At 48.1% G+C, this 11,793-nt stretch carries 14 protein-coding genes; 2 read left to right on the top strand and 12 right to left on the bottom strand.

Annotated elements, in window-relative coordinates:
• Window positions 1-52 precede the first annotated feature (52 nt).
• The 4 genes from BLS44_RS09965 to BLS44_RS09950 all read right to left on the bottom strand — a co-directional run bounded on the left by BLS44_RS09965 (window position 53) and on the right by BLS44_RS09950 (window position 3,453).
• Window positions 53-796 (bottom strand): isoprenyl transferase, encoded by a 744-nt coding sequence (locus BLS44_RS09965; protein WP_090389918.1) that lies wholly within the window; start codon window positions 794-796, stop codon window positions 53-55.
• A gap of 114 nt (window positions 797-910) precedes the next feature.
• Window positions 911-1,918: an aspartate-semialdehyde dehydrogenase gene (locus BLS44_RS09960; RefSeq protein ID WP_090389917.1), complete on the bottom strand. Its 1,008-nt coding sequence runs from the start codon at window positions 1,916-1,918 to the stop codon at window positions 911-913.
• Window positions 1,919-2,109: 191 nt separating this feature from the next.
• Window positions 2,110-2,412, bottom strand: a complete 303-nt coding sequence (locus BLS44_RS09955; protein WP_090389916.1) for a hypothetical protein — start codon at window positions 2,410-2,412, stop codon at window positions 2,110-2,112.
• A 111-nt stretch (window positions 2,413-2,523) separates the two neighbouring features.
• A complete protein-coding gene (locus BLS44_RS09950) occupies window positions 2,524-3,453 on the bottom strand; it encodes a PfkB family carbohydrate kinase (RefSeq protein ID WP_090389915.1) in 930 nt (309 codons plus the stop codon).
• A gap of 128 nt (window positions 3,454-3,581) precedes the next feature.
• Here BLS44_RS09950 and BLS44_RS09945 point away from each other — a divergent pair, with 128 nt between their 5' ends.
• Window positions 3,582-4,166, top strand: a complete 585-nt coding sequence (locus BLS44_RS09945) for a TetR/AcrR family transcriptional regulator (protein WP_090389914.1) — start codon at window positions 3,582-3,584, stop codon at window positions 4,164-4,166.
• Window positions 4,167-4,476: 310 nt separating this feature from the next.
• On the opposite strand, the gene BLS44_RS09940 is transcribed toward BLS44_RS09945, so the two are convergent.
• Genes BLS44_RS09940 through BLS44_RS09920 form a run of 5 tightly spaced genes read right to left on the bottom strand, consistent with a single transcriptional unit; the run spans window position 4,477 to window position 7,919 of the window.
• Complete coding sequence (locus BLS44_RS09940) at window positions 4,477-4,845, bottom strand: ApeI family dehydratase (RefSeq protein WP_090389913.1); 369 nt, start codon at window positions 4,843-4,845, stop codon at window positions 4,477-4,479.
• On the bottom strand, window positions 4,832-5,443 hold the full coding sequence (locus BLS44_RS09935; RefSeq protein ID WP_245729171.1) for a flexirubin biosynthesis protein LolB2: 612 nt from the start codon (window positions 5,441-5,443) through the stop codon (window positions 4,832-4,834). The genes BLS44_RS09940 and BLS44_RS09935 overlap by 14 nt, the downstream gene beginning before the upstream one ends.
• A 1-nt stretch (window position 5,444) precedes the next feature.
• Window positions 5,445-6,071, bottom strand: a complete 627-nt coding sequence (locus BLS44_RS09930; RefSeq protein WP_090389911.1) for a flexirubin biosynthesis/transport protein LolA2 — start codon at window positions 6,069-6,071, stop codon at window positions 5,445-5,447.
• A complete protein-coding gene (locus BLS44_RS09925; RefSeq protein ID WP_090389910.1) occupies window positions 6,064-6,837 on the bottom strand; it encodes a polysaccharide deacetylase family protein in 774 nt (257 codons plus the stop codon). Before BLS44_RS09925 ends, BLS44_RS09930 begins: the two co-directional genes overlap by 8 nt.
• Entirely contained in the window at window positions 6,831-7,919 is a 1,089-nt protein-coding gene (locus tag BLS44_RS09920) for a beta-ketoacyl synthase N-terminal-like domain-containing protein (RefSeq protein WP_245729170.1), read from the bottom strand. Before BLS44_RS09920 ends, BLS44_RS09925 begins: the two co-directional genes overlap by 7 nt.
• A gap of 207 nt (window positions 7,920-8,126) precedes the next feature.
• On the opposite strand from BLS44_RS09920, the gene BLS44_RS09915 reads away from it, so the two are divergent.
• Window positions 8,127-9,407, top strand: coding sequence for an alpha/beta hydrolase (locus BLS44_RS09915; RefSeq protein ID WP_090389909.1), 1,281 nt, complete (start codon window positions 8,127-8,129; stop codon window positions 9,405-9,407).
• A gap of 68 nt (window positions 9,408-9,475) precedes the next feature.
• Here BLS44_RS09915 and BLS44_RS09910 read toward each other — a convergent pair whose 3' ends face one another.
• The 3 genes from BLS44_RS09910 to BLS44_RS09900 all read right to left on the bottom strand — a co-directional run bounded on the left by BLS44_RS09910 (window position 9,476) and on the right by BLS44_RS09900 (window position 11,790).
• Entirely contained in the window at window positions 9,476-10,675 is a 1,200-nt protein-coding gene (locus tag BLS44_RS09910; protein WP_090389908.1) for a beta-ketoacyl-[acyl-carrier-protein] synthase family protein, read from the bottom strand.
• A gap of 110 nt (window positions 10,676-10,785) precedes the next feature.
• Window positions 10,786-11,049 (bottom strand): phosphopantetheine-binding protein, encoded by a 264-nt coding sequence (locus tag BLS44_RS09905; protein WP_090390008.1) that lies wholly within the window; start codon window positions 11,047-11,049, stop codon window positions 10,786-10,788.
• Window positions 11,050-11,160: 111 nt separating this feature from the next.
• On the bottom strand, window positions 11,161-11,790 hold the full coding sequence (locus BLS44_RS09900; RefSeq protein ID WP_245729169.1) for a hypothetical protein: 630 nt from the start codon (window positions 11,788-11,790) through the stop codon (window positions 11,161-11,163).
• Between the last annotated feature and the right edge of the window lie 3 nt (window positions 11,791-11,793).

Below are 11,793 nucleotides of genomic sequence, written 5' to 3'. Positions count from 1 at the left end.
AAGCACCAGTATTTGCCGTTTTAGAGCGTTTTATCAAACAAATAAGAAGGTATTATGTTAATTGTGCCGATGTTTTACCAAATCTTCTTTCCCGGTTCTGGTAATCGATAATAGCTTCGTAAAGATTGTTTTTCCGGAAATCGGGCCAGCGGACATCGGTAAAATAAAGTTCCGCATAGGCCAGCTGGTACAGCAAAAAGTTGCTGATACGGTATTCCCCGCTGGTGCGGATCATGAGTTCCGGGTCCGGAAAATTGCTGGTGCAGAGGTATTCCTGTAAAACGTCCTGGGTGATCGCTTCAACAGCCAGCTTCCCTTCCTGCACGTTGCGGGCGATCTGTTGCACGGCGTTCAGCAGTTCCCAGCGCCCGCTGTAGCTGAGGGCCATAACCAGGTTCAGCCCTGTGTTCCCCGCTGTCATTTCCAGGGCTTCATTGAGTTCCCTGCGGGCACTTTCCGGCAGCATCCGCATATCCCCGATCACATGCAGCCGGATCCTGTTCTTATGCAATACCTCGGCCTCCTTACGGATGGTGGACACCAGTAATTCCATTAAACCGACCACTTCGTATTCCGGGCGGTCCCAGTTCTCCGTGCTGAATGCATATAATGTAAGATACCCGATCCCCAGCTCTGCCGCACCTTCCACAATATCCCGAACACTTTCCACGCCATGATAGTGGCCAAAAAGACGGTCCTGGCCCTGTTCCTGTGCCCATCGGCCGTTGCCGTCCATAATAATAGCAATGTGACGCGGCAGACGGTCCTTGTCAATTTTTTGTAACAGATCTGACATACTGGGTGCAAAGTAAATTTAAAATGTAGAATAATAAATGATAAATGTAGAAGTTTATCCGTGTAGGGGACCCACTTCTACATTTTACATTCCCTGTTCTACATATTACATTTCTCAGATAAGATTATTTGCGGCCAGGTATTCAGCCACCTGTACGGCGTTTGTGGCTGCGCCTTTGCGCAAATTGTCGCTCACCACCCAAAGATTCAGGGTATTGGGCTGCGATTCATCCCGGCGGATCCGCCCTACAAACACCTCGTCTTTTTCATGCGCATCCATCGGCATGGGGTAATGCTGGTTGGGCAGGTCGTCTGTAACCACCACGCCCGGGGCGGTTTCCAGCAAATGCCGCACTTCTGCCAGGTCAAAATCCTTTTCAAATTCAATATTTACGGCTTCGCTGTGGCCGCCCATTACCGGGATCCTTACGGTGGTAGCCGTCACCCGGATCGAATCGTCCCTCATGATCTTTTTGGTTTCATTCACCATCTTCATTTCCTCCTTGGTGTATCCATTATCCAGGAACACGTCAATCTGGGGGATCACGTTCAGGTCAATCGGGTATTTATACGCCATCTCATAGCCTTCCTCGCTACCGGCAACTTCTTTCTGCCGCTCTCCCCTGAGCTGGCTTACCGCCTTAACGCCGGTTCCGGTAACACTCTGGTAGGTAGAAACCACGATGCGTTGTGCCTTGTAGGCTTTATGCAGCGGTGCCAGGGCCACTACCATCTGTATGGTGGAGCAATTGGGGTTGGCAATGATCTTGTCGTTGCTGGTAAGCACATCCGCATTGATCTCGGGCACTACCAGCGGTACTTTGGGGTCCATGCGCCAGGCGGAGGAATTGTCTACCACCGTAATGCCGGCAGCCGCAAACTTCGGTGCCCACTCGGTTGAAGTGCTGCCCCCTGCTGAAAACAGGGCCACATTGGGCTTTGCAGCAATGGCCTCTTCCATACCTATCACTTTATATTTAGTGCCTTTAAACTCCACTTCCTTTCCCACACTTTTTGCAGAAGCAACGGGGATCAGTTCCGATACGGGAAAATTTCTTTCGGCCAAGACCTGTAACATTTTAGTGCCTACCAGACCAGTGGCGCCTACTACGGCTACTCTCATTGTTGTTTTTTACTGTTTATCGTTTAAAAAAAAACCTTCCGCTTTTACGGAAGGTCTGTTAAAAATTTATGTTTTGTGTACAAAACTACAAACCCTCCGCCAGGGACTGCTTCTTGGTAGTTTTTGTATGTTTCTTTATCATCATCGGATCGCAAAGGTATAAGGGAAATATATAATTTTCAAAAATAATTTTACCGTGCCTTTACCGGGATCGCTGTTTTTTTACCAAAAAACGGGGCTTTGTTGGTCAGCAGCCACATAATGGTAAACGTGGGAACGATATCGGTACCCGGTAGGATCTCTTCTATAAAATTAAAGACCCCGCCAAACATCCCTTTGGCACCTCCAAAGGTCCTGGCCAGTATAATGGCCGAAACAGGCGCCCAGATAACGTCGGCAAATTCACCCACGCCAGGAATGGTAAAGGACAAACACCCAATAATATCCATCAGGATGCAAAACAGGAGGGAAGGCGATTTTTTTATAGCTGTCATCTTTTTATTTTTATTATAGATTACAAACAGCCCGCCAAACGTTGTATCCGGTCCCGTTATTCACCGATTTTTTAGGGCGGTTGGCCTGGTCAGACCTGCCAGGTCTTAAGTTTAGCCCAGCTCCAGCTCTGTTTCAAAGCTGGTAAGTTCCCTGAAGAGCTGAATACGGTTGCTGAGCTCCTCTTTTGTTAACTCTCTCAGGCGGGTATTTCCAAATTTTTCCACACAGAAACTGGCCATTGCCGAACCGGCAATGATCGCCTTTTTCATATTATTGAAGCTGATATCGCCGGTTTTGGCCAGGTAGCCGATAAATCCGCCGGCAAAGGTATCTCCCGCTCCGGTGGGATCAAAAACATCTTCCAGGGGGAAGGCCGGGGCAAAAAACACTTTGTCTTCATGGAACAATAAGGCACCGTTCTCTCCTTTTTTGATGATCAGGTATTTAGGGCCCATTTCACGGATCTTTTTTGCAGCTTTTACCAGGGAATACTGATGGGTAAGCTCCCGGGCCTCAGAGTCATTCACCATTAAAAGATCCACATGTTTTAATACATTTTCAAGATCCGGCATGGCCGTTTCCATCCAGAAATTCATGGTATCCAGAACGATCAGTTTGGGCTTTTGCTTCAGCTGGTCAATCACACTCATCTGCAGTTTAGGCATCAGGTTACCCAGCATTAAAAACTCCGCACCCTGGTAGCTGTCCGGAACCCTGGGATCAAAATCTTCCAGTACGTTCAGATCTGTTACCAGCGTATCCCGGGTGTTCATATCTTCATGATACAGGCCTTTCCAGAAGAATGATTTCTTGTTGGCTACCTTTTCCACACCTTCCAGCTGCACACCCCTGGCGGCCAGGGATTCCAGTTCTTCCTCCGGGAAGTCATACCCTATAATCGAGATCTGCTGAACCGGTTTTACAAAGTAACTGGCTGCATAAGCCGCATAGGTGGCCGAGCCTCCCACGATCTTGTTTGCTTTGCCAAAAGGGGTTTCAATAGCATCAAAGGCCATAGTGCCTACGGTAATCACGGACATGAATTCTGTTTTTAATTAAAAATACGGCTGCAAAGGTATCTGATTCGGCTGAAGTTTGTGAGTGAAGGCCGGAGGTTTTTTCCAAAATTACTTAGCGGTATTTTGGATAAAAAGCATAGTTTTGGAACATGGCCACCACAACACGTAAACGATCTTCAAAAAAAGAAGAAATTCTGAAAACAGCTGCGCGTATGTTCCGGGAAAAAGGATATGCCGGTACGTCTATGCGTGACCTTGCCGAAAAGATAGGTATCGAGGCTGCCAGCCTCTACAACCACATCCATTCCAAGAGTGAAATCCTGGAGGAAATTATCTTTTCCATTTCCCGTGATTGCCGTGAGCAGCTGGACAATATGGACCCCTCCGGTACTTCCCTGCAGAAAATCGAATCCCTGATCCGTTTTCATACCAAGATGATGATCGATCATTTTGAATCCTATTCCGTAATGGTAAGCGAGTGGATGCACCTGGATGAGGAAAAACTGGGGGAATTTGTAAGTGAACGGCGGCGTTATGTAAAAAAGATCGAATCTATTGTACAGCAGGGTATTGACGGTAAGGAGTTTAAGCCGGTGCTGCCCTATGTGGTGGTGCTCAATATCCTGTCTTCCGTGCGTGGACTGGAGTTCTGGCAAAAAAGCGCCAAAACGCATAGCGCAGAAGTAATGGAAGAAAATATGGTGCAGCACCTGATCGGGGGGCTGAAACTATAAATACAGGATTGCTGGCGCGCTCTTTTTCATTCATGTTCTTGGGGACAAAGCGCCTGATGTGATCTATACCTATACAGTATATCTCCGTCCTCTGCAGGCAGCAAGACAAAGGACCCTCAGAAAAAAGGACACTTCCTTAGAGCCTGTTTAAAATTCATTCAATGGCTTTATTATGGCTGTTTTGGGCTGCAACTGCGTTAAATTTTTCGCCATAGTGGCCTACTATGCCTGCAAAATTTTCCTTGTTTCGCTCCAAAATAGCTTCATAATAAATTCCATCAATAAAATTTAAACAGGCTCTTACCTATTGTTAAATAATTGCCAGGGTTGCACTCATCTTAAAAAAAACAGCCGTTTCACTTTTTAATGCCGCCGTGATCGCCAAGGCGGCTTCACCGGATTCCTTATAGTCGATCGTTGCCCGGAGCTCCGGCGTTTTTCCCGGGTCTACCATGGATAAAAATTTACATTGAGCGGCTTCACCCAGGAACAGTTTTTTGCCTGTTGCCTCTTCGGCAAGCTCCTTTACGATCTGCATCATGCAAACCCCCGGCAATACCGGTTGGCCCGGAAAATGTCCCTCAAAGATCGGATGCGCCGTATTCAGACGGATGCCGGCAGCCACAGCCCCGGCATTGTTTTCAAAAGTTGTTATCGTATACAGCTCATTCTTCAGCATGGTCGTCTATTCTTTTTAAATCAATGGTAAAATTAAAGTTGGTATGCTGGATGTGCATACTTTCGGGTACCCCGTCTTTCATTGTGCCCCTGGTGGCCTCCAGCACCTTCCGCTTCCGGCTTCCGCGCTCCATCCGGATCAATTGCGCGCACGGGATATCTGTAACGTAATAATACACATCGTCCCCTGCGTAAAAAGCATTGTAGCGTTCTGCTCCTTTTTGAAAAACCGAGGAAACGGTGGCCGTGTCTGCCACTTCCATTAACAGCAGTTCAAAATCCTTACGAAGGGTTTTCCGCACTGCCTCTTTATCCATTTTCGGGATGATGCTATGCACGAGAAACCCGTTCTTATGCGAAAACTCAAAATCAAAAAAAGAAAACCCGGCCTCATTGGTAAATACAATACGGGTGGAGCTATCCGGCATCTGTTTGATGAGCAAAAGCCCGCTCAGGTGGTTCCCGGTCACATCGACCGATGTCCGGTACAGCGCCCGCCGGATATGAGGTTTGAATGCAGCAATACAGGCGGTGTTTCCCTCCGTGCGCTGTAATTTTTTATACACCGCGGGTGCACAGCTGCCCAATAAAAGCAGCATACTAACGAGTTGTAAAAAGCGCATCCGGAAGGTTGGTATTTAATTGCTGACCGGAATAAGTGATGATGGTCTGATCGCCCCTGTTATCCACCATCTGTACCTGGCTGACCAGGAAATCAGTTTTCTGCAGGATCACTTTTACCGATCTGAAAAGGGTCTTCATTTCTTTGGTCACCGGTGTCATATCGGCCAGGTAGGTGTTGCCGTTCTCCAGCAGCTTTACAGAAAAGCTGGGGTTGTCGAATACCGTTCCTTTTGCACAATCCATCATCAGCTGGTTGGCCTGCTGGAACATTTTGCTGGAACCGGCAGACATCCGGTTCGTTTTCTGGCCATCCTTAATGCTTACTTTAGTGCCATTGATCACCATCAGGTATCGATAAGGTGTGACATATTCCATACGCAGCAGGTTATTTTTCCTGAAATAGAATTTGCCCTTTGAGGTTACTTTTTCAGAAAGCATGCTCAGGTTCTTGACCTGTATAAAGTCGCTGGCAATACTGTTTATTTTCTGTGCTGCAGCCGCAAACTGTGCTTTAACAGCCGGGGCATTGCTCACGGGCTTGTATTGTGCCCAACCGGCCCCGCTGATCCCCGCCAGCAATAAGATAAAAAATAGTTTACGCATAGGGCTGCAAATTTATTAATTTATCAAGGGGAACCACCTCATACCCTTGCTCTTTAACATATTTTAAAAAATCCGGAAGTATCAATACCGTTGCATGGCTGGTATCATGAAATAAAAAAACCGCACCGGGCTTCAGCCCTCTTTTTACCTTTTCCAGGAGCTTTTCCCTGTCCCTGATCATGGTATCCAGCGACCGCACGTTCCACCCGATAGCAGTGTATCCCATTGCCCGGGCCGCTTTCCGCACATTGGGATTGGTAACCCCATAAGGCGGACGGAACCATTTCATTTGCTTCCCTGTTATATGATGCACCAGGCCCTGCATTTGTTGCAACTCGGCCGTCATTCTTTTTGCACCGTGCATATCAAACCAGAAATCATGATAATACGAATGGCTGCCTACGATATGTCCTTCTGCAAGGATCTGTTTTAGCAGGCCCTCGTGTTCCGCCACCCGGTAACCGATGCAAAAAAAAGTGGCGGGCACCTGCCGTTCCTTCAGAATAGCCAGCACTTCCGGTGTATATTTTTCGATAGGCCCGTCGTCAAAACTGATCGCAATCTGTTTTTTACCGGCATCTCCCGCGCACACTACCGGCATATAAAAATTTGACCCGATATAAAAGCTGCCATAAAAGAGCAGGAGTGTATATATAACGGGCAAAATATAATACCCATACCAGGGCCAGTGCTGCTGCACCTGCAGGAAAATGTACAACACCAGCAGAACAAAAAAAACGATCGTGGTATTTCTGAAGTTTAACATGCAGACAATAAATAAAGCGTCGGGTATTGCAGCTTGTAGTTATTGTAGATCAATACCCGTTGGGGGGCAACCACATCGGAACCTCCCGGTACCTTACCTGTATTTACGATCATGGATGCCAGCCAAAGCGCAAAAGCGGAAGAGGTAGGATATTCCCCGCAAAATTGTTTATAGGTAATGATGGGTTTCCCCGTGAAAAGGGATCGTTTCAGCTCCCCATAATGCTCTTTATGACGCAGATCCCCATTTTCTCCTGTAATTAAAAGATCGATGGAACCGATTGAAACCCCGTTGCTTTCCAGGAAGCTATTAACCAGGTCTTCCGCAGCAACGGCCGGCTTATACCAGGTTTGCATGGCATCCAGCCGGGCCGTACATTTTTCGCCTTTCTCCTTTGCCAGCAGGAAAAATGCAGCACCCTCGCCGGCCATAGTACCATTGGTCGTACTTCCGGTCAGTGTTTCGGTATTGCCGTCCTTTTTGTAAAGACCAAACCGGCTTAAGATAACATGGCTTTTTTCAATGATCTCATCTACTCCGCCAACAAGTACCGTACCGGCTTCTTCTTCATGCATGAGCCCTATTGCATCCATCATGGCTGCTTCAAAAGAAGATCCGCGATGCACGTAGGTATTGTTATAGTGATGGCATTTCAGCATCAGTGCTATCTGTGCGCCTACCGTATTATGGGTCGATTGTATAAAGGCTGTAGGGGACAGCAGCTCCTCATTAAATTCTACCATCCGGGTAAGAAACTGGTCTGTATCCGCCAGGCAACCATAGGCCGTACCCGTAATAATGGCATCGGGCAGGGGCTGCCCCGCATCCTGCAGGCATTCCATTGCTGCAGCTGCACCCATTTTAATGATACGGCTCATCCGCCGGATCAGCTTGGGATCGATATACTTTGAATAATCCGGCTCTTTACAGGCCAGCCGGTCGCCAAGGTATTGCGCAGGGTTCTCCAGCAACTCCTCAAATGTTCCCTGGGGCGATACCGTCCGGGCCGCCCGTACATACACCGGCCCTCCCCCGTTTTGGCGGGCCTTTACAACTTCACCTGTATCCTTATTTTCTGACATTCAGTTATTTTAAAAAGCGAGCTGCGGCTCTAAAGGTCAAAACTAATGTATTTCATGAAGAATCGGCACCGGCAGGGGTGCATATCCCGGTTTTAAAGTTGTCCTGTTTTTTATATCTTCGCCTTTGCCGGGATGAGCAAAGATTGTTTTCCTCCGGCTGTTTGCTATATACCCCAGGCTCATATCCGGAACAATTACCCTGTTTTTATGAAACGTTGCAAAATAAAAAGTATTACCATCCTTTTGCTGGCTGCCATCGCCGGCCTGAATGCCTCTACTGCACAAGAAGCAGTGAACTATGATGAAGCAAAAGTTCCGGCGTTTGAGTTGCCCGCATTGCTCCTTTCCGAAAATGGCACTCCCATCAAAACCGTACAGCAGTGGGAAAGGATCCGGCGCCCGGAGCTGCTGGAAATCTTTGCCACACAAGAGTACGGGCGCACACCGAAAGAAAAAATCTCCGTCCGCTACGAAGTATTAACAGAAAACCGGAAAGCTCTTTCGGGGAAAGCTACCAGCCGCCAGATCCGGTTCATTTTTTCAAACAACGGAAAGCAAACCGAGGCCATTCTCCTTTTATACATTCCTAACCATACGCGGGGTAAAGTGCCTGTTTTTGTAGGATATAACTTTAAAGGCAATCATAGTATGAGCTATGACACCTCTATTCTTTACTCGCCCAATTTTACGCGTGTAAAAAAGCCCGGCAACCCGGATTGGGCCCGGGGCTGCCAGATGAGTCGCTGGCCCCTTGATTTTATTATCAGTAAGGGTTATGCCCTGGCTACCATGTGCTATCATGACATTTTTCCCGACGTGCCGGGGTTTAAAAACTTTGGTATTGCCTCCCTGTTTTCCGGTTATGATTCGTTATCCGGCAAACCTGATGAGTGGCAGGCTATCGGAGCCTGGGCATGGGGATCAAGCAGGATTGTGGATTACCTCGAAACCATTAAAGAAATCGATTCAAAAAAAATTGCCATCATGGGCCATTCCCGACAGGGAAAAGCTGCCCTCTGGGCGGGCGCCCAGGATAAACGGTTTGCGATCGTTATCTCCAACTGCTCCGGGGCCGGAGGGGCCGCCCTCTCAAAAAGAGCCTACGGAGAAACTGTTGAGCAGGTTACAAAAATCAAACCTGCCTGGTTCTGTACCGCTTTTAATCAATATCGCAGCAATGAGCAAGCGCTTCCCTTTGATCAGCATGAGCTTATTGCGCTGGTAGCACCCCGGCCTGTATATGTTGCAAGCGCGCAGGAAGATCGCTGGGCCGATCCAAAAGGGGAATATCTTTCCGCATTTTATGCATCCCCAGTATATACCCTTTATGGGCGTAAAGGCCTTACCAGCATGATGCAGCCGGCAATAGAACGGCCTGTAATGAACGATGTGGGATACCACATTCGTAAGGGTGTTCATGATGTTACACTCTTTGACTGGGAAGCATTTATCCGGTTTGCCGATAAGCATTTTAGCCACAGGCTGTAACAGGATAGGGCGCTATGGTTCCCCATGGCTCGTAAGAACACAGCCCATTGCCCTGGCCTTTTTCTTTATCAGACCTTGCTGAACACCAGCGAACTGCAATTGCCTCCAAACCCGAAGGAGTTGGACAACACATGGCTGATCTCTTTTTTTTCAAGTACGGTTGTAACTGCAAAAGGCAGCTCCTGTATGGGCGTTTGTAGTCTCAGGCTGGGAAATACCACACCTTCCCTGATGGCCAGCACCGCGTATACTGCTTCTATTGCTCCACTGGCCCCAAGGGTATGGCCGGTGTAGGACTTGGTAGAACTCATAGCCGGATAATGGCCTGCAAATAAAGCAGCAATAGCCCGCCCTTCGGAACTGTCGTTATTGCTGGTGCCCGTTCCGTGTACATTTATATAATCTATATCGGCGGGGCTTAAGCCGGCCTTTTTTAAAGCGCCCTCCATCGCCAGCAGGTTTCCCTTTCCTTCGGGAGAAGAGGCTGTCTGATGATGTGCGTCGTTTGCATTTGCCCAGCCGCTTAAGGCACTCACAGGTTTCCTGGCAAGCGTGGCAGCTACCCTTTCGGAAACCAATACCACGTAACCCGCACCTTCACCCAGGTTAAGTCCGCGGCGGTTTTCATCAAAAGGCTGGCAATATTCCTGGTCCAGGATCATCAGTGTATTGAATCCGTTTAAGGTAAACCGCGTCAGCGCATCTGTGCCCCCGGCCACCGCTACATCCAGCAACCCCTGCCGGATCATGCGCGCACCCAGGAAAATGCTGTTGGCAGAAGAAGAGCAGGCCGTACTGATGGTTGTAACAAAATCTTTGATTCCCAGCGCATCTGCCACTACCTCGGTAACGGCTCCGCACTCGTGGTTAACCACCATTTTAAGATCGCCGCCGGAAGCATCCTGCAAAAAGCCGGGGAAAAAATCCTCGGTCTTATCCATTCCGCCTACAGAGTTGGCAGAAATAAAGCCCGTGCGCCATGCGGCAAGCTCAATGCCTGCATCCGCAACCGCTTCTTGAGCCGCAATGGCACTTAGCAATGCCGTACGGCTGACCTCTTCAGGCAGCCCCGCAAGTCCGGCTAATGCATCATTCGACAACTGAACCTCCGCTACCGGCAGGATCTGTTTATGTGCCGACTGTAACCGTTGCATGGTCCGCATTCCCGCCCTGCCCGATGTCAACGCGTCCAGGTTTTCGGCTACATTATTCCCGATTGCCGAAATAACGCCCAGGCCACTTATATAAACGGTTTGTTCTTTTGACATTCATTAGATGTTAGACACCAGATATTAGATTTCAGATGGTGAAAAGCAATGAGTGAAACGTTTGCGATAAGAAGTTTTGGATCAATTGACTATTCACTTCTCACTATTGACTACACCGAATGCTCCAGGATATAATCCGCCATGGTATCTATCGAGCGAAATACATCCTGACCTTCTTCCGCATTTTTTAATTTGATATGATACTCCTGCTGCAGCAATACGATCAGCTCCAGCGCATCAATAGAGTCGAGCCCCAGTCCCTCCACGAACAGAGGATCATGATCCCCGATATCTTCAGGCTTTTTGTCTTCCAATTTTAGCTGTTTAATGATCTGCTCCTTTAAATGGAGTATCAGTTCTTGCTTATTTTTCATCTGCATATTTTTTTTGTTGTCCCGCCCGGCGGAACGATTTTATCGGCGAGATGTAATTCCACATAAGAGACGATTCATGTTTTGAGGTAAGAAAATGAATCTTCTCTTATGCTACATTTCATAATCTTTATTATAAATATCCCACAGGTTTTCTGCGGTAAAAAGCTGTCCGGTTGCGGCAGGGGCCTGCTCCACCAGGAACAGGCAGCCATCCGGCTGTTCATTCATGACATCGATCCAACCGCAAATGCAGGCTTTCAACAGCCCCCGCTGCACCAGGTCGGTCACATACCAGTGTATCCAATCCGCATCAAAGGTCTCCGATATAAAAAAAGCATTTTCACCTTTGAATTTATACCGGATACTGATCTCCCCGATCACGATATTGGGCAATGTATATACAAACAGGGCCGGGCTTGGATAGGCTTTTGAAGCTTCGAGGTATTGCACATCGGCGTCAATGCTGGCATTCCGGTTACTCAATACCATACCGGTTTCTTCCGGCCGGTAAGCCCAGGCCCCCAAATGCACCCTTAACAACATATCCACCGCTACTGTACCCGCTTTACTTAGCAGGTCCATCTTATAAAAGCGGGGATAGTCGATCCCAAGATGCTCATACGCGGCCTGTAAAAATGCTGCACCCTTCTCCGGGGCCCGGAAAATAACGGATCCGTCTTTTACCATGACCCCGTTGCGCAAAACTACCGCCGATGTTATATAAATACGCCCCTGCTCCAAATT

The organism is Niabella drilacis, assembly GCF_900101395.1.
Classification (GTDB): Bacteria; Bacteroidota; Bacteroidia; order Chitinophagales; family Chitinophagaceae; genus Niabella; species Niabella drilacis.
This window is presented reverse-complemented; position numbering and strand designations above follow the sequence as displayed.

Bases quoted from the DNA above. Each gene is read 5' to 3' on its own strand.
- BLS44_RS09945 (WP_090389914.1), top strand. From the start codon at position 3,582: ATGGCCACCACAACACGTAAACGATCTTCAAAAAAAGAAGAAATTCTG.
- BLS44_RS09960 (WP_090389917.1), bottom strand. From the start codon at position 1,918: ATGAGAGTAGCCGTAGTAGGCGCCACTGGTCTGGTAGGCACTAAAATG.
- BLS44_RS09935 (WP_245729171.1), bottom strand. From the start codon at position 5,443: ATGCTGCTTTTATTGGGCAGCTGTGCACCCGCGGTGTATAAAAAATTA.
- BLS44_RS09930 (WP_090389911.1), bottom strand. From the start codon at position 6,071: ATGCGTAAACTATTTTTTATCTTATTGCTGGCGGGGATCAGCGGGGCC.
- BLS44_RS09940 (WP_090389913.1), bottom strand. From the start codon at position 4,845: ATGCTGAAGAATGAGCTGTATACGATAACAACTTTTGAAAACAATGCC.
- BLS44_RS09915 (WP_090389909.1), top strand. From the start codon at position 8,127: ATGAAACGTTGCAAAATAAAAAGTATTACCATCCTTTTGCTGGCTGCC.
- BLS44_RS09950 (WP_090389915.1), bottom strand. From the start codon at position 3,453: ATGTCCGTGATTACCGTAGGCACTATGGCCTTTGATGCTATTGAAACC.
- BLS44_RS09905 (WP_090390008.1), bottom strand. From the start codon at position 11,049: ATGAAAAATAAGCAAGAACTGATACTCCATTTAAAGGAGCAGATCATT.
- BLS44_RS09925 (WP_090389910.1), bottom strand. From the start codon at position 6,837: ATGTTAAACTTCAGAAATACCACGATCGTTTTTTTTGTTCTGCTGGTG.
- BLS44_RS09910 (WP_090389908.1), bottom strand. From the start codon at position 10,675: ATGTCAAAAGAACAAACCGTTTATATAAGTGGCCTGGGCGTTATTTCG.
- BLS44_RS09955 (WP_090389916.1), bottom strand. From the start codon at position 2,412: ATGACAGCTATAAAAAAATCGCCTTCCCTCCTGTTTTGCATCCTGATG.
- BLS44_RS09920 (WP_245729170.1), bottom strand. From the start codon at position 7,919: ATGTCAGAAAATAAGGATACAGGTGAAGTTGTAAAGGCCCGCCAAAAC.
- BLS44_RS09965 (WP_090389918.1), bottom strand. From the start codon at position 796: ATGTCAGATCTGTTACAAAAAATTGACAAGGACCGTCTGCCGCGTCAC.